General features: G+C 67.0%; 21 protein-coding genes. 7 read left to right on the top strand and 14 right to left on the bottom strand.

Going from position 1 to position 25,606, the window contains the following annotated elements; translation table 11 throughout:
* Nucleotides 1–26: 26 nt before the first annotated feature.
* A complete protein-coding gene (gene ligM, locus BSQ44_RS07730) occupies nt 27–1,442 on the top strand; it encodes a vanillate/3-O-methylgallate O-demethylase (protein WP_072602752.1) in 1,416 nt (471 codons plus the stop codon).
* A gap of 371 nt (nt 1,443–1,813) precedes the next feature.
* Nucleotides 1,814–2,011, top strand: a complete 198-nt coding sequence (locus BSQ44_RS07725; RefSeq protein WP_072602750.1) for a hypothetical protein — start codon at nt 1,814–1,816, stop codon at nt 2,009–2,011.
* A gap of 64 nt (nt 2,012–2,075) precedes the next feature.
* On the opposite strand, the gene BSQ44_RS07720 is transcribed toward BSQ44_RS07725, so the two are convergent.
* The 8 genes from BSQ44_RS07720 to BSQ44_RS07685 all read right to left on the bottom strand — a co-directional run bounded on the left by BSQ44_RS07720 (nt 2,076) and on the right by BSQ44_RS07685 (nt 12,725).
* Nucleotides 2,076–3,536 carry an aldehyde dehydrogenase family protein gene (locus BSQ44_RS07720; RefSeq protein ID WP_072602747.1) on the bottom strand — a complete coding sequence of 487 codons (1,461 nt, stop codon included), beginning with the start codon at nt 3,534–3,536 and terminating at the stop codon, nt 2,076–2,078.
* Nucleotides 3,537–3,538: 2 nt separating this feature from the next.
* Entirely contained in the window at nt 3,539–5,365 is a 1,827-nt protein-coding gene (locus tag BSQ44_RS27830; protein WP_072602745.1) for an ATP-binding cassette domain-containing protein, read from the bottom strand.
* The gene (locus tag BSQ44_RS07710; RefSeq protein ID WP_072602743.1) at nt 5,358–6,086 is read right to left on the bottom strand and encodes an ABC transporter ATP-binding protein; all 729 of its coding nucleotides are present in this window, start codon (nt 6,084–6,086) and stop codon (nt 5,358–5,360) included. Before BSQ44_RS07710 ends, BSQ44_RS27830 begins: the two co-directional genes overlap by 8 nt.
* Nucleotides 6,083–7,045 carry a branched-chain amino acid ABC transporter permease gene (locus BSQ44_RS07705; protein WP_235633363.1) on the bottom strand — a complete coding sequence of 321 codons (963 nt, stop codon included), beginning with the start codon at nt 7,043–7,045 and terminating at the stop codon, nt 6,083–6,085. The genes BSQ44_RS07710 and BSQ44_RS07705 overlap by 4 nt, the downstream gene beginning before the upstream one ends.
* Entirely contained in the window at nt 7,042–7,908 is an 867-nt protein-coding gene (locus BSQ44_RS07700; RefSeq protein ID WP_072602740.1) for a branched-chain amino acid ABC transporter permease, read from the bottom strand. Before BSQ44_RS07700 ends, BSQ44_RS07705 begins: the two co-directional genes overlap by 4 nt.
* A 258-nt stretch (nt 7,909–8,166) precedes the next feature.
* On the bottom strand, nt 8,167–9,366 hold the full coding sequence (locus tag BSQ44_RS07695; RefSeq protein ID WP_072602738.1) for an amino acid ABC transporter substrate-binding protein: 1,200 nt from the start codon (nt 9,364–9,366) through the stop codon (nt 8,167–8,169).
* Between the two features lie 70 nt (nt 9,367–9,436).
* Nucleotides 9,437–10,903, bottom strand: a complete 1,467-nt coding sequence (locus tag BSQ44_RS07690) for an aldehyde dehydrogenase (RefSeq protein WP_072602735.1) — start codon at nt 10,901–10,903, stop codon at nt 9,437–9,439.
* 409 nt (nt 10,904–11,312) lie between these two features.
* On the bottom strand, nt 11,313–12,725 hold the full coding sequence (locus BSQ44_RS07685; protein ID WP_072602733.1) for an aldehyde dehydrogenase: 1,413 nt from the start codon (nt 12,723–12,725) through the stop codon (nt 11,313–11,315).
* Between the two features lie 248 nt (nt 12,726–12,973).
* On the opposite strand from BSQ44_RS07685, the gene BSQ44_RS07680 reads away from it, so the two are divergent.
* Both BSQ44_RS07680 and BSQ44_RS07675 read left to right on the top strand, forming a co-directional pair.
* Entirely contained in the window at nt 12,974–13,843 is an 870-nt protein-coding gene (locus BSQ44_RS07680) for an AraC family transcriptional regulator (protein WP_072602731.1), read from the top strand.
* Between the two features lie 261 nt (nt 13,844–14,104).
* On the top strand, nt 14,105–15,526 hold the full coding sequence (locus tag BSQ44_RS07675; RefSeq protein ID WP_072602729.1) for a DUF2793 domain-containing protein: 1,422 nt from the start codon (nt 14,105–14,107) through the stop codon (nt 15,524–15,526).
* 284 nt (nt 15,527–15,810) lie between these two features.
* Here BSQ44_RS07675 and BSQ44_RS07670 read toward each other — a convergent pair whose 3' ends face one another.
* Entirely contained in the window at nt 15,811–16,404 is a 594-nt protein-coding gene (locus BSQ44_RS07670) for a biotin transporter BioY (protein WP_072607923.1), read from the bottom strand.
* A 116-nt stretch (nt 16,405–16,520) separates the two neighbouring features.
* Between BSQ44_RS07670 and BSQ44_RS07665 the strand changes: the two genes are divergently transcribed.
* The 3 genes from BSQ44_RS07665 (at nt 16,521) to BSQ44_RS07655 (ending at nt 19,497) form a co-directional block, all read left to right on the top strand.
* Nucleotides 16,521–17,426, top strand: a complete 906-nt coding sequence (locus tag BSQ44_RS07665) for an MBL fold metallo-hydrolase (RefSeq protein ID WP_072602727.1) — start codon at nt 16,521–16,523, stop codon at nt 17,424–17,426.
* Between the two features lie 101 nt (nt 17,427–17,527).
* Nucleotides 17,528–18,118, top strand: coding sequence for an exopolysaccharide biosynthesis protein (locus BSQ44_RS07660; RefSeq protein ID WP_072602724.1), 591 nt, complete (start codon nt 17,528–17,530; stop codon nt 18,116–18,118).
* Nucleotides 18,119–18,228: 110 nt separating this feature from the next.
* Nucleotides 18,229–19,497 carry a cation:proton antiporter gene (locus BSQ44_RS07655; RefSeq protein ID WP_072602722.1) on the top strand — a complete coding sequence of 423 codons (1,269 nt, stop codon included), beginning with the start codon at nt 18,229–18,231 and terminating at the stop codon, nt 19,495–19,497.
* A gap of 16 nt (nt 19,498–19,513) precedes the next feature.
* Here BSQ44_RS07655 and BSQ44_RS07650 read toward each other — a convergent pair whose 3' ends face one another.
* The 5 genes from BSQ44_RS07650 to BSQ44_RS07630 form a co-directional block, all read right to left on the bottom strand.
* A complete protein-coding gene (locus tag BSQ44_RS07650) occupies nt 19,514–20,284 on the bottom strand; it encodes a DUF1499 domain-containing protein (protein WP_162276731.1) in 771 nt (256 codons plus the stop codon).
* Between the two features lie 95 nt (nt 20,285–20,379).
* Nucleotides 20,380–22,008: a fatty-acid--CoA ligase gene (locus BSQ44_RS07645; protein WP_072602718.1), complete on the bottom strand. Its 1,629-nt coding sequence runs from the start codon at nt 22,006–22,008 to the stop codon at nt 20,380–20,382.
* 145 nt (nt 22,009–22,153) lie between these two features.
* Nucleotides 22,154–22,477, bottom strand: coding sequence for a hypothetical protein (locus tag BSQ44_RS07640; protein WP_072602716.1), 324 nt, complete (start codon nt 22,475–22,477; stop codon nt 22,154–22,156).
* Nucleotides 22,474–24,957 carry a cytochrome c oxidase subunit I gene (gene ctaD / locus BSQ44_RS07635; RefSeq protein ID WP_072602714.1) on the bottom strand — a complete coding sequence of 828 codons (2,484 nt, stop codon included), beginning with the start codon at nt 24,955–24,957 and terminating at the stop codon, nt 22,474–22,476. Before ctaD ends, BSQ44_RS07640 begins: the two co-directional genes overlap by 4 nt.
* The gene (locus BSQ44_RS07630) at nt 24,954–25,604 is read right to left on the bottom strand and encodes a cytochrome c oxidase subunit II (protein ID WP_235633362.1); all 651 of its coding nucleotides are present in this window, start codon (nt 25,602–25,604) and stop codon (nt 24,954–24,956) included. Before BSQ44_RS07630 ends, ctaD begins: the two co-directional genes overlap by 4 nt.
* Nucleotides 25,605–25,606 lie beyond the last annotated feature (2 nt).

Below are 25,606 nucleotides of genomic sequence, written 5' to 3'. Positions count from 1 at the left end.
CGGCAGTCGATCAGGGAGGATCACCAGTGGCAAACCACAGCCTGCAGGCGCTGATGCGCGAAAAAGGCAACGTCGTCGAGATGTTGCGCAATTCGAAGATCGGCATGTATGTATACCCGGTGGTGGCGAACGAGTTCACCAACTGGCGCGACGAGCAGCGCGCCTGGCGCGAGACCGCCGTGCTGTTCGACCAGACCCACCACATGGACGAACTGATCGTGGAGGGGCCGCAGGCGGCGGAATTTCTCTCCCAAGTCGGCGTCAACAGCTTCTCGAACTTCGACCTGAACCGCGCAAAGCACTTCGTGCCGGTCACGCCGTCCGGGCACGTGATCGGCGACATGATCATCTTCCGCGAGCGCGACGACAAGTTCGTGCTGGTCGGTCGGGCGCCAACAGCGAACTGGGTGCAGTTCCAGCAGGCGGTCGGTAAGTGGAACGTGCGCCTGCACCGCGACCCACGCTCCGATTCACGCCCCGACGGCAAGGCGATCTACCGGACGCACTACCGCTTCCAGATCCAGGGACCCGACGCCAACAAGGTGCTCGACGCCATGAACGGCGGCCCTGTCCAGGAGATCAAGTTCTTCCACGTCGACTGGATCAACGCCGGCTCGAAGAAGGTACGCGCCCTGCGCCACGGCATGGCCGGCGCGCCGGGGCTGGAGGTCTGGGGCCCCTACGAGGACAAGGCCTACGTCCAGTCGGTGATCCTGCAAGCCGCGCAGGACGCCGGCGTCGACTTGCGCCGCGTCGGCTCGCGCGCCTATTCCACCAACACGCTCGAATCCGGCTGGATCCCCTCCCCCCTGCCCGCCATCTACACCGGCGGCGGCATGATGGAGGAATACCGCGAATGGCTGGGGGCCGATTCCTACGAGGCCAACGGCTCGATCGGCGGCAGCTTCGTCTCCGACGACATAGAGGACTACTACACCACCCCCTTCGAACTCGGCTACGGCTTCTACATCGGCTGGAAGAAGGACGACTTCATCGGCAAGGACGCCCTCGCGGCCATGAAGGACAAGCCGTCGCGCAAGAAGGTCACTTTCGAGTGGAACGACGAGGACGTCATGAAGGTCATCCACTCAGCCTTCCGGCCGGGCGAGGAAAACTACAAGTGGCTCGACCTGCCGCAGCCGAACTATGCCTCCTCGGGCTTCGACCGGGTGATGATCGGCGACCGGCTGGCGGGGCTCTCGATGTTCAACGGCTACTCCTTCAACGAGCGCTGCATGCTGTCGCTCGGCATCGTCGATCCGGACGTCAAGGAAGGCGACGTACTGACGCTGGTCTGGGGCGAGCCCGACGGCGGCAGCGGCAAGAGCTCCACCGAACGCCACAAGCAGGCGGAGATCCGTGTGCGCGTTTCGCCGACGCCCTATGCCCGCGAGGCGCGCGAGAACTACGCCGACAGCTGGCGCACGAAGAAGCCGGCCTGATCTCCCAACGGCTTCATTCGACCCTCGCGCCGCCCCTCATCCGCCCTTCGGGCACCTTCTCCCCGCAAGCCGGGAGAAGGGACGCCGGCCGCGATGCTGGCGCCCGACCTATGAACTTCACGATTGGCGAAGGCCTCGATGAAACCGCCCCTTCTCCCCGTTCACGGGGAGAAGGTGGCCCGAAGGGCCGGATGAGAGGCTGCGCCGATTCTCATCGAAAGGCCCTTGCGTTGGCCGGCACATCCATCTCCATGCCCGCGCTGAAATCTGATGGCGCGGGCGTTTTTCGTTGCCCGGCAAATTTGCCGCGTCCGAGGGGTTCTCGCTCCGAATAAAAACCCTACCTGCATGGGGAACCACGGAGGACGGCCATGAGAAGGGACGACATTCTCAGAGCGTGGCGTGAGCGCGTCATCACCGGCAACGAGGCCCTGGAGATGACCGGCTACGGCAGCCTGGAGGAACTCGGCGTTGAAGCCGAGCGACGGCTCGAACGAGGCCGGGGCACGTCACGTCGGCAGGCCGGCGCAGGCTTCGAAAGGCAGACGCACCGCTCCGCGAACCGCTGATCGGCAATCCCTGAAGCATTCAAGGCTCCGCCGCCCGGACGGAGCGGGCGGCGGAGCCGACGCGTCAGAACATCGGCGGATACGGCCTGCCGCCGCGGTCGAGCGTGATCCAGCGGGTTTCCGTGAAGGTCTCCAGCGACCAGCGCCCGCCATGCTTGCCCGAGCCCGAAGCCTTGAAGCCGCCGAAGGGCACATGCGGCTCGTCGTTCACCGACGAGCAGTTGATGTGGCAGTTGCCGGTGTCGAGCTTGTTGACGATCGCCAGCCCCCGCACCTCGTCGCGGGTCATGACGCCGGCCGACAGGCCGTATTCGGTGTCGTTGGCGATCTGCACCGCCTCGTCATCCGTGCGGAAGGGGATCACCGGCACCACGGGGCCGAAGGTCTCGTCCTGGTAGAGCTTCATGTCGGGCGTGACGCCCGTCAGGATCGTCGGCTCGACGTAGCGACCGTCTATCTTGCCGCCGAGCACCACCTTGGCGCCCTTGGCAATGGCATCCTCGAGCTGTTCCTTCACCTTGCCGAGCTGCTTGTCGTTGATGAGCGGGCCTATGATGTGCTCCTTGCTCTTTGTCGGATCGCCGACCTTGAGCTTGCCGGCTCGCTCGACGAACTTCTTGAGGAACTCGTCGAAGATCTTCTCGTGCACCAGCACCTTCTCGACCGACATGCAGATCTGGCCCTGGTGCATGAAGGAGCCAAAATTGGCCGCCTGCGTGGCGCGTTCCATGTCGGCGTCGTCGCACACGATGAGAGAATCCTTGCCACCGAGCTCCACGCAGCACTTCTTCAGGTGGGCGCCCGCCTTCGCCGCGACCTGGCGGCCGACGGCGGTCGAGCCGGTGAAGGAAATGCCCTTCACGTAGGGGTGCTCGATCAGCTCGTCACCGACCTCGGCCACGTTGTCGCGCGAACAGGTGACCACGTTGAGCACGCCCTTGGGCAGCCCCGCCTCCTCGAAGATTTCAGCGAACAGCAGTCCGCCGAGATAGGGCGTCTCCTCCGACGGTTTCAGAACGATCGTGTTGCCCGCCACCAGCGGGAAGAGAAAGCCGCGCGCGGTGAGAATGCAGGGGAAGTTCCACGGGCTGATGACAGAGACAACGCCCATCGGCCGGCGCACGGCCATCGACACCTTGCCGTATTCCGACGGCAGGACCTCGCCGGTCGGCTGCCACACCGAGCCGGCCGCGGCATGGAAGATCTCGGTCACGTAGCCGGTCTCGAACATGCCCTTGCCGAACCATCCGCCACCCTCGGCCTGGATCGCCTCGACGATCTCCATCTTGCGCCGCTCCCAGATCTCGGCGGCCTTCATCAGGATGTGGGCGCGCTTGGAAAACGGCAGCTGCGACCATTCGGGAAAGGCGGCGTGCGCCGCGTCGATCGCGGCGGCCGTCTCGGCGCGGCCGGAATCGGGCACCTCGGCCCACACCGATCCGTCGGCGGGGTTCAGGTCCTTGAAGGTCTTCTGCGTCGCGGACCAGCCGCCGCCGATGTACATGCCTTCGAATACGCGAGCCATTGTCAGTCTCCTTGCGTTCTTTCCGCCGGACGCCCCGGAGCGGAATCTTCGGTTTCATTGTCCGGCCGCGCCGGAATGACGAATGCGGTCAGCTTGCGCCGTTTCGCCGCCACATGCGCGGTATGAATGGCCGCCGCCCGGGCGACGAGATCGGCGATGGCAGGCGCGCCTTTCGGATTTGCGGGCGCCGCCGGCGCGTCTGCCTCGACGTCGAAGCCGGCACTGTTGTGGCCGATGAGCCCGCGGCCGCTGCGCGGTTGGTCGCGATCCGCCTCCGGCGGCCGAACAGCCGCGAGGCTCGCGAACGCCGACGGCACCGGCCTGGACGCACGCCGAGCGCGCACCTGCTCGGCGAGCCGCGCGGTCGCGCGCTGCGCCAGTTCGAGCGGGTTGGTGCTGCCTGAGCGGTTTCCCCGCTCGCCGCCGGGATCGCTGGGTGACTTCTGCTCACCCGCACGGGACGAAACCTCCTGCTCGTCCCGAGGCTCTGCTTCTGCACCGGTTTTTCCGGCGAAAGCGGACGGGACAGGAATCGATTTGCGCCGGGCCGCGACATGCTCCGCCAGCCTATCGGAAGCGCGGCGTGCCAGTGCGGCGGGATCTTGCGATCCTTCCGCGCGCGGCCGGTCTTCGGGCCGGGAAACCACCCTCCCCGCGGTCTGGTCGTGGTTGGCGGTCTGGCGGACATGGTTCTCCGCCTCGGCCGCAGGGGCGGTCGTCAGCGCATTCGCGAAGGCCGACGGCGCGGGCGAGGAAAGCCGCGTGGTCCTGATGTGCCTGGCGAGCCGCGCGCTTGCGCGGTCGGCGAGGTCCGCCGGGTTCACGTCGACGCGGACGGGCCGCCGCCCGGCTTTACGCGACACGATCAGCTCGTTTGGCATGGATGCGGCCTCCTCCCAAGGATCGGTCCCCGCCTTCGGGTCGTAGCGGCCGACGAACGCGCTCGGAATAGCGCCCGCGCGCCGCAGGGAACGCACGAACGCCGACTGGATGCGGCTCGCCCGCATCGCCAGACCGGACAGCGCGTCGCGCATGGCGGAAAGATCGATCGGCAGCGGAATGGAGGCCGGCAGGCGGATCGATATCCCGCGCGCCGGAGCGGTTCGCTTGCCCTCCTTCCCGGTGCCGCCGAGATAGGCGTTGACGACGGCCGGATCGCTGGCGAGGTCGGACGCCTTGCCCTCTCCGGTCACCAGCCCGTTCTCGACCAGATAGCCCCGGTCGGCGATGGCGAGGCTCTGCTTGGCGTTCTGCTCCACCAGGAGAATGCCGACGCCGGTCGCCGCCACCTGCCTCAGCGACTTGAACAGCTCCTTGGTCAGGATCGGAGACAGACCGAGCGACGGCTCGTCGAGCATCAGGATGTCCGGCTTCGACATCAGAGCACGGCCGATCGCCACCATCTGCTGCTCGCCGCCCGACATGGTGCGCGCCATCTGGCGCTTGCGTTCGGCGAGCTTCGGGAACAGCCGGTAGATCAGGTCGAGCGTCTCGCGTTCCGATTTCCGCGCTCGCGTGGCGAAGGCGCCCAGCTGCAAATTCTCGGCGACGGAAAGCTCGCCGAAGATGCCCCGCCCCTCGGGCACCAGCGCTATGCCCTCCTCCACGATCCTGTGCGGCTTCATGCCGGCGATGGCCTTGCCGTTAATGACGATGTCGGCGCCGGCGTCCGGCTTCACCATGCCGGCGATGGTCTTGAGAAGCGTCGACTTGCCCGCCCCGTTGGCGCCGAGGATGACGCAGATCTCGCCCTTGTCGACGCGTACGCTGACGCCCTCGAGCGCGCGGTGGCGCCCATAGCTGACGGCCAGATTGCGGACCTCAAGCATCCTCGTCTCCGAGATAGGCGCGTACCACCTCCGGGTCCGACAGCGTCTCCTCCACGCCCCCTTGCGCGATCGTGCGGCCCGAACTCATCACCACGCAGCGGTCGCAGAGCGAGCGGATCGCGTCCATCACGTGCTCGACCATGATGATGGTGCGGCCTTCGCGGCGCAACTCGTCGACGAGCGAAATGCCGATCTTCAGTTCGCTCGGGTTCAGCCCCGCAAGCCACTCGTCGAGCAGCAGGATGCGCGGGTTGGCGGCCAGCGCGCGCGCCAGTTCCACCCGCTTCTGGTCGATATAGGTCATCGCCGACACCGGCATGTGGGCGCGCGCGCCGAGCCCGACGCGGTCAAGCAGCGCCCGCGACGTCTTCCTCGCATCCGCGCCCCAGCTGCGTACGTGGCCGAAGACCGCGCCCGCCATGACGTTTTGCTCCGCGTCGAGCGAGGGCAGCACCCGCACGAGCTGGAAGGTCCGCGCCACGCCCTGCCGCGCGATCGCATGTGCCGGCAGTCCCGAGATGCGCCTGCCCTCCAGCATGATCTCGCCCGAAGTCGGCTTCAGCGCGCCGGAGATCAGGTTGAGCATGGTGGTCTTGCCCGACCCGTTCGGCCCGATCAGCCCCAGCAGTTCGCCGCGGCGAACCTCGAATGACACGTCGTTGACGGCAATCAGGCCGCCGAACGCTTTCCGCGCCGAGTTGACGGTCAGCGCGGCGGTCACGCCGTCTTCTCCTCGCCCACCACGACGACCCTCCTTCGCCAACGTTCGCGGCCCTGTTCGATCAGGCCGGTCACTCCGTTGGGGATGAAGTAGACGATCGTCAGGAAGGCCAGCCCCATCACGATCGAGGTGTGGTTGGGAAACTGCGAGGAGATGATGTCCATGACGATGGTAAAGGGGATGACGCCGACCAGCGGTCCCCACAGCCGCTTGGTCCCGCCGAGGAGCGCCATGATGACGACGAGGAACGAGATCATCGGATTGAAGGCCGCCGGCGGCTCTATGTAGGAATAGCGCGGCGCCATGATCGCGCCTGCCACCGCGATGAAGGCGCCCGAGATCATGAAGAGCAGGATCTTGGAACGCGCCGTGTCGATGCCGACGTGGCGCGCCACCGTCTCGTCATTGCCGATGATCTGCATGGCAAAGCCCAGCCGCGAGCGGTTGATCGCCCAGCCGGTCAGGAAGACGGCGGCGGCCAGCGCCAGCAGCATCCAGTAGATGTGGCTCTCGGTGAAGTCGGTGAAGACGTAGAGACCCATGGCGGTCGCGAGCTTGGTCTGCGTCCACGTCACCACCTGCCGCACGAGTTCCGCAAGGCCGAAGGTGAAGATGACGAAGTAGACGCCGGAGATCCGCAGCGTCGCCGCGCCGACCAGCCCCGCCAGAACCGCGCCGGCCGCCGCCGCGATGGCGAGCAGCAGCGGGAAGGGCAGGATGTCGATGCCAAGGCCGACCGAATAGGTGCCCAGCCCGTAGAAGGCGGCCGTCGCCAGCGAGACGTAGTGCGTCGGTCCCGAAAACAGCGCCCAGGCGGTGCAGAGAGCGGCGTAGAGCATGATGTTGACGGAGATCGACAGGTAGAACCCCTTGTCTAACAGCGGCAACGCGGCGGCGAGCGCCACCAGCACCGCGCCGATCGCCAGTCCGCGGATTTCATCGCGGGTGATGCCGTTCACGTCGGCGCCCTCCCGAAGATGCCTTGCGGGCGGAAGAGAAGCACCAGGATGAACAGCGTATAGGTCGCGGCCAGCGTCAGGCCGGGATCGATCAGGCTCGCCACCAGCGTCTCGGAGACGCCGAGTATCAGGGCGGCGAGCACCGCGCCGCGCACGTCGCCGACCCCGCCCATGATGACGATGATCAGCGCCTTCATGGTGAAGACCACGCCCATCGAGGCGTTGAAGGTGTAGAAAGTGGAAAGCAGCGCGCCTCCGCAGGCCGTCAGCGCGCCACCGAGCGCGAAGGCGAAGGCGGCGGTCCGCGCCACGTCGATGGCGACGAGGTTTGCCGCGTCCGGATCGACGGCGACGGCGCGCAGCGCGGTCCCCTGCCGCGTGCGGTAGAGGAAGAGCCACAGCGCGACAAAGATCAGCACCGCCGCGGCGAAGGCGACGACGCGGTTCAGGCCGTAGGAATTGCCGAAGATCTCGAAGCGTTCGGCAAGGAACGTGTAGGAATGGTACTCGCCGCCGAAGCCGACGATCATCAGCCCCTGAAGCAGGAACAGGAGCCCGAAGGTGGCGAGGATCGAATCCACCTCCAGCTGCCCCCGGTTCTTGGCGCGGTTGACAAGCGGCCGAAGCGCCACCGCATAGATGCCCCAGTTGATGACGAAGGCCGCCGGCGCGATGATGACGAGCCCGATCAGCGGATTGATCGCGAGACCCGTGTAGAGCCAGAAGGCCACGAAGCAGGCGGCGACCAGCGTCTCGCCATTGCCGAGATTCATGATTCGGGCGACGCCATACTGCATGGTCAGCCCCAGCGCGATCAGCGCATAGGTGCCGCTCAGGAGTATGCCGGTGACGAGGATGTTCATGAGGATGTTTCTATCCGTCCTGCTTGACGATAAGCCGTCGATGGAAACCGCGACCGGACGTCAGGCCGGGAGTGCCGCTGGACGGCGGTCGACCCCCACTCCGGTTTGCTTCGCAAACCACCTCTCCCCCTTCCAGGGGTAGAGGTAAAGAGCGCGGTGCCCGACCGCCCGTGCTTCCTCTCCCCCGTCGACCGGAGGAGAGGTGGCCGCGAAGCGGACGGAGTGGGGGTCGATCCCGCCAAAGGCGGCCGCCCCCTGCTACCAGCCGGACTTCTTCGCCGGCTCGGCGGCGACCGGCATTCCCTCGGCGGCGACCGCCTCGAAGACGCCGTTGTTCCACTGCCCGACGGTCCAGACCTTCTCGTTGACGTTGTTGGGCATCGAGACGGGGCCGATCACCGTGTCGAACGTACCGGTCTTGATCGCCTCCACGACGGCGGCCTTGTCGAGGGAACCCGCCTTTTCGATCGCCTGCCCCAGGATCTGCAGCCCGGCATAGGTCGTCGCGCTGGCCCAGAAGTCCGGGTCTGAGCCGAGGTCGGCCTTGTGCATGTCGAGGTAGCCCTTGACGTTCTCGTCCGAGCTGTTGATGCCGCCGATGCCCATGATGCCGTTCGCGGCGTCGCCGAAGCGCTTGGCAAAGGGCGGGAAGGCGGTGCCGACGCCGGTATAGAAGACCGGAACGTCGAAGCCCTGCACCTGCGCCTGTTCGGTCAGCGCGAAGGTGTCGCCCGGATAGGAGAAGGCGATGAAGGCGTCGGGCGCGGCGGCCTTGGCCTGGCTGATAACCGGAGCGAGATCCTGTGTGCCGAGCGGATAGGACGTCTCGTAGACGATCTCGAACCCGGCCTTCTCCAGCGCCGGCTTGGCGGCTCCGATCAGTTCCAGCCCGAAGGCGTCGGCGACGTTGACGAGGGCGACCTTGTTACCGATGTCGCCCTTCTCCTTCATTTTGGAGATCGTGTCGACGATGCCGTTGGCAAGCTGCGTCGACGTGCCGAGCATCCAGAAGGAGTTCGGCCAGCGTTCGGCGAATTCCTTGACGCCATCGGTGGCGGCGGTCGTCGCGATCTGCGGATAGCCGTAGCGCGCGATCGCCGGAGCGGCGGCGATGTTCAGGCCCGTGGAATAGGGCGCGACGAGGAAGTCGACCTCGTCGACGGTGGCGAGCCGCTGGATGTTCTTGATCGCCTCTTCGCCGCTCGTCTTGTCGTCATATTCGACGAGTTCGATCTTCATCTGCTTGTCGCCGACCTTGAGGCCGCCGGCATCGTTCACTTCCTTCATCCACAGCTGGATGTTCGGCCAATGCGTCATGGCCGCGCCGCCGGCCAGCGGGCCGGATTTCGGCGCGCTGGCGCCGAGCTTGATCGTCTCCTCCTGCGCGAAGCCGGATGTGCCCGCCCCCGCCAGAACAGCCGCCGAGGCGGCAAGGGTGATGAATGAACGTCTCAGCATATTTTTCCTCCCTGTGATGACGTGACTGTCTCTGCTCGTTACCGTCTCGACCGGATGACCTTGAAGCTCCTCATCCGGCAAAGTGGATGGTCTTGGTCTCGACGTAGTTGTCGAGGCCTTCCGGTCCGCCCTCGCGGCCCATTCCGGACTGCTTGAAGCCGCCGAAGGGGTGCTTGGGATCGACGATCATGCCGTTGATCGTGATGCTGCCGGTTCGCATCTTGCGCGCCATTTCGTAGCCGCGCTGCGGATCGGCGGTGTAGACCGCGCCGCTCAGGCCGTACTGCGAGTTGTTGGCCTTGGCGACCGCCTCGTCCTCGTCGCGGTAGGTCATGACCGACACGACCGGCCCGAAAATCTCCTCCTGGACGATCTTCATGTGGGGCGTGACGCCGGTGAAGACCGTCGGCTCGACATAGTAGCCGCGGTCGAGCCCCTTGGGCCGGCCGCCGCCGCAGGCGATGCGGGCGCCCTCGGCACGTCCGGCGGCGATGTAGCCTTCCACGCGCTGGCGCTGTCTTGCCATGGTCAGCGGTCCCATCTGGGTCGACGGATCCATGGGATCGCCGACCTTGATGTTCGAGACGGCGCCCAGGTAGAGGTCGAGGAACTCCTTCTCGCGCCGTTCCGGCACCAGCACCCTCGTCAGCGAGAAGCAGACCTGGCCGGTGATCGGCATGGTGTAGACCATGAGGCTCGGCAGTGCCGCCTGGAAATCCGCGTCGTCCAGCAGCACCGCGGCCGACTTGCCGCCGAGTTCGAGGCTGACGCGGGCGAGCCGTTCGGCGCAGACCGCGGCGATGTGCTTGCCTGCCCCCGTCGAGCCGGTGAAGGCGACCTTGTCGATGCCCTTGTGGCGCACGAGGTAGTCGCCGCCCTCGCGCCCCGCCGGCACGATGTTGAAGACGCCCGCGGGCAGCCCCGCCTTCTCGATGCATTCGGCCAGTATGTAGGCCTCGAGCGGCGTTTCCGGCGACGGCTTCGCCACCATGGTGCAGCCCGCCGCAAGGGCGGCCGAAACCTTGTAGCTCAGGAGCACCAGTGGCGCGTTCCACGGCGTGATCGCGGCGCAGACGCCTACCGGCTCCTTCACCACCTTGACCTTGCCGCCGTCGTCGCGGGTGCGGTCGTCGACGAAGGGGTAGGTCTCGATCAGGTCCGCATAGTAGTTGAAGAGCGTCGGGTTCTGCCCGACCAGCTTCCGGGTCAGCGAGATCGGCGCGCCGACCTGGACGGTCCAGGCCTGCGCGATGTCCTCCAGCCGCTCAGACAGGAGCCCGGCCACACGGCGAAGGTAGCCGGCACGTTCGGACGGCGACATGCGCGGCCAGGGTCCGTTGTCGAAAGCGTCGCGCGCCGCCGACACCGCGCGGTCGATGTCCGCCGGCCCCGCTTCGGGATAGGTCATGAGCAGTTCCTCGGTAGTCGGGGAGACCACCTTGAGCGTCTGCCTGGAGATCGGGTCGATCCAGCGTCCGCCGATGAAGAAGCGCTCGGGCGCCTTCGGGCCCGCGACGGGTCTGTGCATCACGTTCATGGCAATCCTCCCTCGGCACGCCGCGCCGGGACACGCAATCCCGTCTTTCGCATGGGGCGACGGAACAGCGGCTCCGCTCTCTCCCGCCCGATGGCGCGGCCGCCGGAGACAATAGAATTTTTCTGCCGGCCTGTCACCGCGCAATCAGATGCCATGTATACACATCGCGCAAGGAGCCCTGCCGACCCTTGCCGCGACCCAACCGGACGTGCCGTTGCCGACACGGTGCTTGCGCGCGCCGCGGGACGATGCCGGGCGTGAGGTTCGAACATGCCGGGCGTCACGCCGGCAGGCGGTGGTGTATACATGAAGCAGCGCCCGTCGCCGCGAGCGGCGGCAGCGGCGACGAACCCGTCGCGCGCCGTCCAGCCTGCCGTCTCGCCGCGCGGTTCCACCCCTCCCCGCGCACTCATATCGGATACTCCTCGCGGCCGCCCTGGATCGAAATCCAGCGCAGTTCCGTGAACTCGTCGATGCCCGCGCGTCCGCCGAAGCGGCCGTAGCCGGACGCCTTCACGCCGCCGAACGGCACCTGCGGCTCGTCCTGGATGGTCGCAGCATTGATGTGGCAGATGCCGGTCTCCAGCCGGTGCGCCACCTCCAGCGCGCGCGTCACGTCGCGGCCGAAAACCGCGGCGGCGAGGCCGTACTCCGTGTCGTTGGCGATCGAGACGGCCTCGTCGATGTCGGAATAGCGGATGACCGAGGCCACCGGCCCGAAGGATTCCTCGTAGTAGATGCGCATCGAGGGCGTCATCCCGTCGAGGATCGTCGCGTCCAGGTAGGCGCCGCGCAGCTTTCCGCCGGCGACCAGTCGCGCGCCCTTGTCCACCGCGTCGTCGATCAGGGCCTTCACGCGCTGCGCCGCCTGTTCGCTGACCATCGGCCCGATCGCATTGCCGGGATAGCGTGGATCGCCCGCCTTCAGCCGGCCGGCGTGTCCGGCGAGACGGGCGGTGAAATCGTCGGCCATGTCGTCATGGACGAGCACCCGTTCCGTCGACATGCAGATCTGGCCCTGATGGAAGAAGGCGCCGTAGGCGGCCGCCTTCACCGCCTGCTCGACATCGGCGTCGTCGAGCACGACGAGCGGCGCCTTTCCTCCCAGTTCCAGCAGCGGCCTCTTCAGGTGTCGGGCACAGAGTTCCGCGATGACGCGGCCAGCCCGCGTCGAACCGGTGAAGTTCACGCGTCGCACCGCCGGATGCGCGACGAGCGCTTCCACGATCTCGGTGGCGTGGTGCTCGGCATTGTGGACGACCCCGACGCACCCGTCGGGAAATCCCGCTTCCGCGAAGATCTCGCCGATCATCTGGTGAGTGCGCGGGCAGAGTTCGGAGGCCTTGAAGACCACCGTGTTGCCGCAGGCGAGCGGCATGGCCAGTCCGCGCACCCCGAGGATGAGCGGCGCGTTCCAGGGCGCCAGCGTCAGCACCACGCCGCAGGGCCTGCGCATCGCCATCGAAAGGGCGCCGGGCCGATCGGAGGGGATCACCTCGCCCGTCACCTGCGTCGTCAGCGCGCCCGCCTCGCGCAGGATGGAAGCGGCCAGGCGGCAGTTGAGTTCGCCCCAGGCGCAGGTCCCGCCCGTCTCCGCCGAGATCGCCTCGACGAAGTCGTGCGAGCGGGCCAGGAGCAGGTCGGCCGCGCGGTCGAGCAGCGCGCGCCGCTCCGACGGGGGAACCCTGGACCATTGCGCAAAAGCGGCGGCGGCGCGGTTCGCCACGTGGCGGGCCTCGTCGGGGCTTGATGCCGGAACGCGGGTCACGACGTCGCCGGTGACCGGGCTGATCCTCTCGAGGATCGCACCGCCAGCCGTCATCCTGCTTCGGGCGATCGCCGTCGATGCGCCTGCCAAATTCCGATTCCTCCCGCGTCCGGCCTGATTTGCCGGCGCAATCTGGCGGTACGGGCCTCTTGCCGAGCCCTTTGCCACTGCATGCCATTCACAGAACAGCCAAGCGGCCTCTTGTAGAAGGCAAATTTCTGGCTATTGATTGCAAGAAACTGGTAAAACGGTGGCCATCGAACGGTTTTACATCCCGGATCAGGCTTGGACGCGGAAGACAGGTGAAGGCCGAACGCATCGAAAGCAGCCTGCAGCGGCGATTCTGGTCGCTCAACCGCCTGAGCGACCTGGCGGAACGCCAAGTCGTGCTGCTCACCGACGGCAGCGGCGAGGCGGAGGCCGGCGACGATCGCCTTTCGATCGAGGCCCCGGCACTGCTGTGGCTGGGCGACCAGCAGCCGGGGCGCCTGCGCGTCGAAGCCGGAAGCACCGGCTATCGCGGCCACGTGGCGAATGCCTTCCTGGTAGACGCGATCGGCGACCAGGCCGAATCGGTCGATCTGCGCTATCTCGTCGACCGCAACTTCGTGCTGTCGCTCGCCGGGCAGGGCGAGCAGGCCTCGGTAATCGCGCGCTGCTTCAACGGCGTTCTCAACGAATTGCGGCAGCCGCAGGAGGGATCGCCGCTGCTGCTCGCGGCCTTGCTCCGCATCATGCTCGTCACCATGATGCGCCTCTCCGGGGCGCACGAGACCTCGCTGGTCGGCACCGGGGAGAAGGCCGGGCTCCTGCTGCGGTTCCGGCAACTCGTCGAGATGAACTTTCGCAGCCACTGGAGCATCGTCCAGTACGCTTCCGCACTCGGTATTTCGGCCGACCGGCTGCACGCCGTGTGCACCAGCGGCATCGGCAAGTCACCCAAGGCGCTGGTTTCCGAGCGGCTGGCGCACGAGGCCGCACTTCGGCTCGACCGGTCGGCCATGACCATCCAGCAACTGGGCCACTCGCTGGGCTTCAACGACCCGGCGCATTTCTCGAACTTTTTCCGCCGGATGATGGGCATATCGCCCGGCGCCTACCGCCGCCAACGCGGCGAGGCACGGCGACAGGGCGAACTCGCCCCGCCAGCCAGCTTCGCCGACTGGCCGTGACGCACCGCTTTTCGCGAGCCGCGCGGGAAAACGGCGTGAACAGATTCCGCGCCATCTCGTGGTGGAGGAAGCGTCGCCGAACGCCAGGTCCCGTCCCCCGCTCGCCGTGAACGCCCGGTTTTTTGGGACTTGTCGCCTCGGGGGGGCGCGGTCGGTGTGTCCCGCTGGGGTCGTCGATCGCGAAAGAATGCGCCCATTTGATCCACGTGCCGTCCCGCTCCCGTAGCATCATGGGGACGAAAAATGCTTGGAGCATCCCCCGTGGAAAACAGCACCCATCTCGCCCTCCCCTACATCATGCCTTCCCAGGCGCAGAAGCACGTCACCCACAACGAGGCGATCGCCATGCTGGACGCGCTGGTCCAGCTCTCGGTGATCGACCGCGACCTGACGGCACCGCCCGGCGGCGAGAGCGAGGGCGACCGCTACATCGTCGCGGCCACGGCGACCGGCGACTGGGCAGGCAAGGAGGACAAGATCGCGGTTTTCCGGGACGACGCCTGGCTGTTCTTCACGCCGCTGCCGGGCTGGGTCGCCTGGGTCAACGACGAGGCGCAGCTCTGCTACTGGACCGGGTCGGCCTGGGCCGGGCTCACCTCCGCCCTCACCGTGTTCCAGAACCTCTCGCTGCTCGGTGTCGGAACCGCCGCCGATGCCACCAACCCTTTCTCGGCCAAGCTCAACAAGGCATTGTGGACCGCCAGGAGCGCCGGCGAAGGCGGCGATGGCGACCTGCGCTACACGATGAACAAGGAGACGGAGGGCGACGTTAATTCGCTGCTCATGCAGACCGGCTTCTCCGGCCGCGCCGAACTCGGCCTGATCGGCGACGACGATTTTACGCTCAAGGTCTCCGCCGACGGATCGGCCTGGACGACGGCGATCCTCGTCGACAAGACTACCGGCGCGGTGCGGCTGCCGGCCGGGTCCGCCGCTTCGCCGGCGCTGAAGGTCGGCGACAGCGACAGCGGCCTGGCCGGTGGCGACAACATGCTCGCCTTCGTCACCGGCGCGACCGAGCAGGCGCGTTTCGGTACGTCCGGAAACTTCCTCATCGGCGGATCGAGCGCCTATGGCACCCGCACCGGCGGGACCGGTTTGACCGTCGTGACGCCGAAGATGCAGATCCTCTCGACCGGCCCGGATGCCTCCCTGATGCTGGCGCGCTTCGCCAACAACGTGGGCGCGCCGTACCTGTTCTTCGCCAAGTCCCGCGGCGCGAATGTCGGCGACAACACCGTCGTGCAGGCCGGCGACGATCTCGCCACCTTCTCGTTCGCCGGCGTCGCATCGAGCGGGAACCAGGGCGAGGCCGCCCGCATCAACGTCAGCGTCGCCGGTACGCCGGGCACCGAACGCACGCCCGGCCGCATCGACTTCATGACCACGGACGGCACGGCGACGGTGGCGGTGCGCGTTACGGTCGCCGAGACCGGCGCCCTCCAGATGGGCGCCGCGCGCGACACGGTGATCGACGCCAGCCGGCGCTTCGTCATCGGCGCGAGCTCGGAGTATTCGGGCGCCAACATCGCCAACGTGGCCCACGCGGTGAACACGACCGGAAAGCTCAAAGGTCTGATCGTCTGGGACACGACCGACAACCGCGCGCTGCGCGCCTCCGGAACCGCGGCCGCCGATCCCTGGCACGTGCTGGACGGCTCGGCGACGGTCACGCCGGCATGAGGCGGGTCCAGACGTCCCCGCAGACTTAAAGCTGACGCTCACGCCAAACATGTGTGGCGTTGCGGAAGGAGAACGGATACTGACCGTCGCGGTGGAAGGCTCGCGAGCAATTCACCCGGCTGATAGATCTTGTTTGCCCCAGGTCTATCAGCCGTTCGCTCTCTCCCGCCCAATCCACGCGATCTGAGAATTGCGCGAACGCGCCAGACCCGCGTTCAACGGGCCGGTCGTAGCAGCAAGGTCCAGGCCTGCAACGGCCCGGACCGGAAGGAGCGGGTCTTCGGTCAGCCCTTGCGCGGGACGAGGCTCCAGACCGCCGGCACGATCGCGGCGGCGAGCGCGACCTTGATCAGGTCGGGCACGAGGAAGGGCTGGACGCCGAAGAACCAGGCCTTTTCGAAGCCGATGAAGGTGGCGAGCCACGCGAAGCCCATCGACAGCATCACGGCTTCAGCGACGAGCATCGCCCCGAAGAGCTTGAACGGCGAGCGGTCGAAACCCCGGTCCGCGGCCCATCCGGCGATGGCGGCCATGACCAGGAAGCCGGCGAGGTAGCCGCCGGTGGTGCCCATCATGTAGGCGAGGCCGATGCCCTTTTCCGGCGTGCTCTGGAAGACGGGGAAGCCCATCGCGCCCTCGACCAGGTAGAGAATCACGGTAGCGACGGCCAACCGGGCGCCGAAAGCCGTGGCGATGAGCAGCACGGCAAGCGTCTGCAGCGACATGTCGACGGGGCCCAGCACGACCTTCGTCTTGGCCGAAAGCGTCAGCAGGAGAGTCCCGCCGATCACGAGCAGTGCCTGTACGGCAAAGCGGGAGGCCCCGCTCTGCGGAATGGCGAGGCTGGCGAGGGGACGCATTGCGATCGCTGCCGACATGGACGACTCCATTGTGTTGAACGGGACCCGACGGGCCGCTGGTTCCCCTATATGAGGTTCCGTGTTATCCGACAACCGCCATGCATCATGCCTTCCCCAATCTCTTCCTCCGCTAGATGGCCATCGATTTCGTGACGGCTTTCGAACCCGCCTACGGCGAACCCGTGGAGGTCGCTCCCGACGTGCGCCGGCTGACGGTGAACAACCCGGGTCCGTTCACCTTCCACGGCACCAACAGCTATCTCGTCGGCACCGACACGCTCGCCGTGATCGACCCCGGGCCGGAAGACGACGCGCATTTCGAGGCGCTGATCGCCGCCATCGGCGACCGTCCCGTCAGCCACATCTTCGTCAGCCATACGCATCGGGATCATTCGCCGCTGACTGCACGGCTGAAGGAGGCGACCGGGGCGATCGTCTGCGCGGAAGGCCCGCACCGCGCCGCGCGGCCTTTGAGGATTGGCGAGGTCAATCCGCTCGATGCGAGCGCCGACACCGAATTCCGCCCCGACCGGACGCTTGCCGACGGCGAGGCGGTAGAGGGTGACGGCTGGACGATCGGCGCCGTGCACACGCCCGGCCACGCGGCCAACCATTGCGCCTTCTCGCTCGAGGGCACGGGCATCCTGTTTTCCGCCGATCACGTGATGGCCTGGTCGACCTCGATCGTGGCCCCGCCGGACGGATCGATGTCGGACTACATGACGTCGCTGACGAAACTGCTCGAACGGCAGGACCAAATCTATTTCCCCGGACATGGCGGTCCCGTGCACAAGCCGGCCGAGTTCGTGCGCGCGCTGCGCGCCCACCGCAAGATGCGCGAAGCCGCGATCATGGACCGGCTCCGGTCGGGCGACCGGACGATTCCGGACATGGTGCGCACGATCTACCGCGACACCGATCCGCGGCTGCACGGCGCGGCGGGGCTGTCGCTGCTCGCCCATCTGGAGGACCTCGTCGCACGAAGCTGCGTCACCACCGAGGGCGAGGTTTCCATCGACTCCAGCTACTTCCCTGCCTGAGCGCGATTGCCGTCCCGCTTCCAGTGGCGACAAAGCCGCCCCACCGAGGGAACGCCTCTTCACGCTGCGGCGTTTCCCGCCGAACGGAAGTGAGAGTGAATATGCCGAAGGAGCGTACGCATGCGCTGAGCGACGTTCTCGACCGTCTCGAGAAGTCCACCCACGACGACAGCATCACGGTACAGGAAGTCATCGAGGAACTCGGTCACAAGTCCTTTGCGTCGCTGATGCTGGTCTTCGCGCTGATCTCGACTTCGCCGGCGAGCGCGATCCCCGGCATCACCACCGTGGTCGCGGGGATCACCTTCATCCTGGTCGTCCAGATGATCTTCGGGCGCGACAGCGTCTGGCTGCCATCGTTCATCACCCGCCGCCGCATGTCGACGGAAAAGCTCTGCAAGGGCATCGCCTGGCTGCGCAAGCCGATCGCGTTCGTCGAGCGCTTCCTAAAGGCGCGATTGACCTTCTTCCTGCATCGCCCCTGGCTGTTCCTGCCGCTGCTCCTCATCCTGGGGCTGACGCTCTTCATGCCCTTCATGGAGGTCATCCCCACCTCCGGTTCGATCGCTTCCGCCGTCATCGCGCTTTTCGCTGCCGGTCTGCTCACCCGCGACGGCGCACTCGTGGTCTTTTCGCTGATCGTATTGCTGGCGGTACCCGTCGCGGTCTGGTACTTCGGTTTTGGCGGCTGACCCACACTGTCGTGGCCGGCAATGCGGGTGCGTCGGCGCGATGGGAACCGTCGGTCGCATCGGGTGTTGATCGGCCAGCAGGGCGCTAGCGCCTCCTACCTTGAGGCAAAATGCAGGACGAGCCCTTCTTCGGTTTCAACACCTACCACGTAGCCATGCTCACGATCGGGCTGGGCATCGTCCTGGCGTTGTGGCTGCCGCGATTCTTTTCGGGCCGCGAGCCCGCGGCCTCGGGCCTTCTGATCCTCTTCGGCATGGCGGCTTTTTCGCTCGTCCCGGGCATGCCCCAGGCGCTCGATCCGCGCGACTCACCGCGCTTCTGGGAGCTGACGAGCGAACTTGCAGTCATCGTGGCCCTGTTCGGCACAGGCCTCAGGATCGACAACCTGTCGAGCTACCGCCGCTGGCAGCCAACCGTGCGGCTGCTCGTGATCGCCATGCCGATCACCATCGCGGCCGTTGCCTTCATGGGCTACAATTTCGCCGGGATGACGCTTGCCGGAGCCATCCTGCTCGGTGCCGTACTCGCGCCGACCGATCCGGTGCTGGCCGGCGACGTGCAGGTAGGGCCGCCGACGGAAGGCGGTGAACATCCGATCCGTTTCGCGCTCACCACGGAAGCCGGGCTGAACGACGGCCTCGCCTTCCCCTTCGTCTATCTAGGGCTTCTCGTCGGCTCGGTCGGATTTTCCATCCCTGCCATCCTCGGCGACTGGCTGCTGCTCGATGTGTTCTACCGCATCGCCGTCGGGTGCGCGATGGGCGTCGCCACCGGCTGGCTGCTCGGTCGCGTCCTCTTCGCAATCCCGAGGAACAACGTGCTGGCCAATACCGGCTCGGGCGTGCTCGCATTCGCCTGCGTGCTCGTGAGCTACGGCGCGACGGAGATCCTGGAAGGCTACGGTTTCATCGCCTGCTTCGTCGCCGGCCTGACGATGCGGCGCATCAAGGCCGAGCATGCGTTTCATGGCAAACTTCACAGCTTCAACGAGGCGATCGAACTGGCGCTGACCGCGCTGCTCCTCGTGCTCGTCGGCGGGATATTCCCCGAACTCTGGTCCGAACTCGATTGGCGCCACGCCGCCATCGCGATCGGCCTGCTCCTGGTCGTGCGGCCCGTTGGCGCCTGGGTGTCGCTGCTCGGCACCGACACCCGCACCAAGGAACGCATGGTGATCGCGTTCTACGGCGTGCGAGGCGTCGGCTCGATCTACTATCTGGGCTATGCCGCCAGCCATCTGGAGTTCGTCAACGAAGGGCAATTATGGGCCACGATCGCGCTCACCATCCTTCTGTCTACCCTCATCCACGGCCTCACCGCCGCTTTCGTGGTCGAGCAGGTGGTGCAGGAGGAACCGGAACAGCCTCCGGAGACCTGAGCCTGCTGCCGTAGCCCTACTGCGTGCCCGCTTCCATTGCCGCGTCGAGTTCGGTCAGGAACCGACTGATCCTGTCGGCATTGTCGCCGAGGTCGTGCTGGGCATAGTGTGAGGCAGAGCGCATGTCGACGAAGGTCGAGGCGCCTTCGTCGGTCAGCCGCACCGCCACGTCCGCGGGAAACCGCATGAACCGGGAAAAGGCCCGCGCTTCCATGGTCATCTCGCTGTCCTGTTGCGGGATGCCGCGCGTCGCGACGACCTGCCATCCCCGCTCGGCCATGATCGCCAGAACCGCCTGCATGACGCGGTCGGGCGACACCGCGTAGCGACGACCGCTGATGTCGGGGTAGCTCGTCTCGATGAGGTTGGCCGTGTTGGCGTCGATCGCGCCGATCGTATTCGCCGAGGGAGGCCGCAGGAGGGCCAGCGAGCGGAAGGACGGCGGGTCCTCCGTGTCGGTGGTGACGTCGACCAGGCGCGGATACTCAAAGACGCGCCAGCCGCCGAGGCCGAACGGCACGAGGATCGCGCAGGCGAGGAGCCCCGCGGCCAGCGCCTTGCGTCCGCCCTTGTCGCCATGTTCCCAAACGTCGATGAAGCCGGCGATCGCCAGCCCGACCGCGACCACCGCGAGCACGCCGATGATGCCGAGGACCCAGAAGAACGGGACGGTCTCCAGGAGCCCGTAGCGATGCGACAGCCCGCCGACGATCGCGAGCACCGCCGCGAACCTGGCCAGCCGCGACGCCCATTCGCAGGCCCGCGACGGACGCCGTTCGATCGTCACTCTCGTTGCCATCGTCACTGCGACCCGTGGCCGGACCGGCCGGAACGCCCAGCCGGCTGGCCGGCGTCACGGCAGGGCATGATGCACGCCGTTCCTCAAGCCGCGGGCAGCCGATAGTCGCGGAACTGCTCGCGCAGCGTGGTCTTCTGGATCTTGCCGGTGGCCGTGTGCGGAATCTCCGCCACGAACACGACGTCGTCGGGCAGCCACCACTTGGCGCAGCGGCCCTTCATGTAGTCGAGGATTGCCTCGCGCGTCGGCTCCTTGCCCGGCTTCTTGACCACGACCAGCAGCGGTCGCTCGTCCCACTTGGGATGTGCGACGCCGATGACCGCCGCTTCCGCCACGTCGGGGTGGCCGACTGCGAGGTTTTCCAGGTCGATGGTCGAGATCCACTCGCCGCCCGACTTGATAACGTCCTTGGCCCGGTCGGTGATCTGCATGTAGCCGAGGGGGTCGATATGGGCGACGTCGCCCGTGTCGAACCAGCCTTCGGCATCGAACTGCTCGGCACCCGCCCCGCCGTAATAAGACGATGCCACCGCAGGCCCGCGCACCTTCAGCCGGCCGAAGGTCTTGCCGTCCCACGGCTGGTCGCGATTCTCGTCGTCGGTGACCTTCATCTCCACGCCGAACGGCGCATGGCCCTGCTTCTCCTTGACGTCGAGCAGCGCGTCGCCCTCGAGGTTCGCGTATTCCGGCTTGATGGTGCCGAGCGAACCGAGCGGCGACATCTCCGTCATGCCCCAGGCATGGATCACGTCGACGTCGTAGTTCTTCTGGAACTTCTCCGTCATGGCACGCGGGCATGCCGAGCCGCCGATGACCACTTTCTTCAGGTATGGCAGCTTCTTGCCGGTCTCCTCGAGATACTGGAGCAGCATCAGCCACACCGTCGGCACGGCGGCGGTGAATGTCACCTTCTCGGTGTCGAGCATCTCGTAGATCGAGGCACCGTCCATCTTGCCGCCCGGCATCACCATCTTGGCGCCGATCATCGGCGCGCTCTGGGCAAGGCCCCAGGCGTTGGCGTGGAACATCGGCACAACCGGGAGGATAACGTCGCGCGAGGAGATGCCCATGGCATCGGGCATGCAGGCCATCATGGCGTGGAGCACGTTCGAGCGGTGGCTGTACACCACGCCCTTCGGGTCGCCCGTGGTGCCAGACGTGTAGCACATGCCGCACGCCTCGTTCTCGTCCGTCTCCACCCAGGTGAAGTCGCCGTCGGCCTCGGCCAGCCATTCCTCGTAGGCCACGACGTTCGGCAGCGCGGTCTGCGGCATGTGCGCGGCGTCGGTAAAGACGATCACCTTCTCCAGGCTCCGCACCAAAGGCGCGATCTTCTCCACGAGCGGCATGAAGGTCAGATCGACGAAGAGGCACCTGTCCTCGGCATGGTTCATGATCCAGGCGATCTGGTCGGGGAAGAGCCGCGGGTTGAGCGTGTGGTAGACGCCGCCCATGCCCATGATGCCGTACCAGCTTTCGAGATGCCGCGCGGTGTTCCAGGCGAGCGTGCCGATGCGGTCGCCGCGCTTGTAGCCGTCGCGCGAAAGGCGCTGCGACACCTTGAGCGAGCGCTCCCTCGCCTCGCGGTAGGTGGTGCGAACGATCGGCCCCTCGACCGAGCGCGAGACGATCTCGCGGTCGCCGTGCTGGTGCGCGGCGTGATCGATGATCTTGTGACAGAGCAGCGGCCACTGCTGCATCAGACCCTGCATGAAACGACCTCCCGGTTCGGCGCTCTCCTGGCCGCCATTCTCAAGGCGGCCGTTCCTTTGTCCAGTAGCCGCATTCGCACTGCGGCGCAATTTGCGCCGTGTCGCAGGCGAAGCAGACGGCAGAGAACGGAGCCGCTGGAAGCGATCAGAGGCAGGAGGACGTGACGACGGTCGGGAAGAGCGTCCAGAGGCTCGCCGCGAGGCCGACCCATCCGGTCGTGCGGCTGACGACGCGCACGAAGCTTGAGCGCGAACCCAAGCGGGCCGTGTGGAGCGCCGCCACGAGGCCGAGTTGCAGGCCGATCGCGACCAGCCATGCGACCGCGAAGATCACGCGCGGCAAGGACACGTCGCCGAACGCGGTTCCTCCGGCGCAGACGCCGCAAACGACCCCGTTCAGCCCGTAGACGGCGCTGAACGTCGCGAGCCAGAGGAGCGGACCGGCCAGGATACGCAGCAGGTCGTTCATGCGAGGACCCACGGCAGATAGGCCGCCAGCAGGATCGGAACCGTCACGAGGGCGAGGTAGGCCATCCACAGGCCGACGATGGGTAGCCCAGCCGCTCGGCCAGGCGCCATGAAGCCGCTGCGCAGCCGCGCGATCAGGAAGCAGGTCATGAGGACAGCGAGCGCGGCATGGAAGAGGCCGTATGCGCCGAGTACGAAGAGCGTCGCGCCATAGGCGTGTCCGGCAGGATCGGGCGTGCCGATCATCAGCCAGGCGAACGCCGCCGCGCTTCCCAGCGTGCCGAGGAGGGCAATGCCGAGACCGGAGACCGGCGCACCGCCGCGGCGGTTCGCGCGGTCCGCAAGTGCGATACCGGCGACGCCGAACGCGGCCCCGGCGAGCGCGACGGCGACGACGAAGAGCGACGGGGCGATCAGGGCCGGCGGCGGCCAGTCCGGTGCGACGGTCCACAGGAAGGCGTATCCGAAGAGCAGCGAGCCGAAGAAGGTGGCGTTGGCGACCAGGAGGAACAGCGATCCCCACCAGCCCGGCGAACGGGCAACCGAATCGGAACTCGGCAGCCGCACGCCGCGGCCGACATCCTGCGTGCCCGGATCCTCCCTGCGCCCCAGCGTCCAGACCCATCCCCAGCCGACCGCCGCCACCCCCGCCACGGCGAGGGGCGTGAGCCAGTAGACCTTGAGCAGCAGGGACAGGAAGAACAGGCCCGTCACCGCCGAAAAGACGATCGGCAGGCGCGTGTTGGCCGGGTAGACGACGTGGTAGTCCGGGTCGCCGGTGGCGATGTCGACCGTCAGCGTCTCGCGCTGCCCGTCCGGCGGATCGCCGAGATACCCCTCGCCGCGCGCCAGGCGCACCGCGAGTGCCTCGTCTGCCCAGAGCGGGTCGCGGCCTTCGACATGCGGCAGGCTGGCGAAGTTGTAGGCCGGCGGCGGCAAAGTCATGGCCCATTCGAGCGACCCGGACCGCCAGGGATTGCGAGCGACCCGGTGGCGGGTGGTCATGTGCAGGACGACCTCCAGCAACACGATCGCAAGCCCGATCGCCATGATGAAGCCGCCGATCGAGGAGATCAGGTTGATCGTCGTCCAGCCGTCCTCGGGGGCGTAGGTCGGTATCCGGCGCCGCTGGCCCATGAGCCCGACCCAGTGCATGGCAAGGAAGGTGAGGTGGAAGCCGAAGAACACCAACGCGAAGGCGACCTCGCCCAGGCGGAAGAAGCGCTTCCGCCCGGTCGCCAGCGGCAGCCAGTAGTAGATGGCGGCAAGCATCGGGAAGACGAAGCCCCCGAACAGCACGTAGTGCAGGTGCGCGGTGACGAAGGCCGTGTCGTGGACCTGCCAGTCGAACGGCACCACCGCGACCATCACCCCCGTCAGCCCGCCGATGACGAACGTCACGAAGAAGCCCAGGATGTGCAGCATCGGCAAATGGAGCTGCGGCCGCCCCTTCCACAGCGTGCCGATCCAGGCGAAGATCTGGATGCCCGTCGGCACTGCGACCAGCGTGGAGGCCGCCGAGAAGAAGGCGAGCCCCATGTGCGGGATGCCCGTGGCGAACATGTGGTGGACCCACAGGCCGAAGCTCAGGAAGGCCAGCGCCACCACCGCGGCGACCACCCAGCCATAGCCGAGCAGCGTCGTGCGGGCCATCACCGGGATGATCGTCGAGACCACGCCCGCGGCCGGCAGGAAGATGATGTAGACCTCCGGATGGCCGAACAGCCAGAACAGGTGCTGCCACAACAGGCTGTCGCCGCCGTGCTCGGCCTGGAAGAAGGGCAACCCGAACGCCCGCTCCACCTCGAGCAGGATCGACCCCAGGATCAGCGGCGGAAAGCCGGTCAGGATCATCAGCGAGGTGACCAGCGCGTACCAGGCGAAGATCGGCATCTTGGCCAGCGACATGCCTGGCGCGCGGTACTTCAGGATCGAGACGGTGAACTCGACGGCGGCGCAGATCGCGGAAATCTCCACGAAGGTGATGCCGATCAGCCAGAAGTCGGTGTTGATGCCCGGCGAATAGATCGGTCCCGTCAGCGGCGGATACATGAACCAGCCGCCGTCCGGCGCGATGCCCAGCACCAGCGAGAGCAGGAGCATGGCGCCGCCAAAGAAGTAGCACCAGAATCCATAGGCGGTGAGGCGCGGATAGGCGAGGTCGCGCGTGCCCAGCATCTTCGGCAGCAGGTAGATCGCCAGGCCCTCGAAGGTCGGGATGGCGAACAGGAACATCATGATGGTCCCGTGCATCGTGAAGAGCTGGTTGTAGATCTCCGGCCCCGCGAAGGCCGAGTGCGGCGTGGCCAATTGCGCGCGGATCAGCATCGCCAGCACGCCGCCGACGAGGAAATGGAAGAACGCCGTCGCCAGGAACATCCGCCCGACGTCGCTGTGGTTCACAGTGGAGAACCAGCCCTTCCAGCCGGGCTGTGACGACCAGATCGCATCGAGCCGGCGATGGCGCTTCAGAGCGTTCATTCGGCGCCTCCGAGGAATGCCTGCCATGCTTCGGCATCGTGGGCGACCACGGTGAAGGCGTGGTCCATGTAGCCCACGCCGCTGAACTCGGCGCTGCGTCCGGCATAGATGCCGGGCGCGTCCGCCTCGATGCGCAGCACGTTGACGTGGCCGGGGATCGCGTCCAGCTTGCCGGCCAGGCGCGGCACCCAGAAGCTGTGGATGACGTCGGCCGTGGTGATCGCCACGGCGACGGGACGGCCGGCCGGTATGTGCAGCACGTTGAGGGTCGAGCGGCCGGGCGCGTCGTCATAGGAGAAGGACCATTCCCACCGCCGCGCCTCGGCCGCGACCGCCACGACGTCCGCCCCGCTACGCGGCAGGAGGCGCTCGCCGATCACCAGCCCGTAGGCCAAGAGGGCGAGCAGGACCGCGACCGGGAACGCCAGGCCGAGACCGACGATCCAGCGGCGTTCCTGCCTCGCCTCGTCCCCCGCGCCGGGGTCGCGGCCGCGGCGGAACGCCAGCGCGAGCAGGACGAGCACGAGCACCAGGATGGCGAGCGACCCGGCGAGCATGACCCACCACAGCGTGGCGATGTCGCGCGCGGCGGGTCCGGCGGGATCCACGGTCGAGAGCGGGCCGGCGCAACCGGAAACGAGAACCACCG

Origin of the sequence: Aquibium oceanicum (genome assembly GCF_001889605.1) — a bacterium.
GTDB lineage: Bacteria > Pseudomonadota > Alphaproteobacteria > Rhizobiales > Rhizobiaceae > Aquibium > Aquibium oceanicum.
This window is presented reverse-complemented; position numbering and strand designations above follow the sequence as displayed.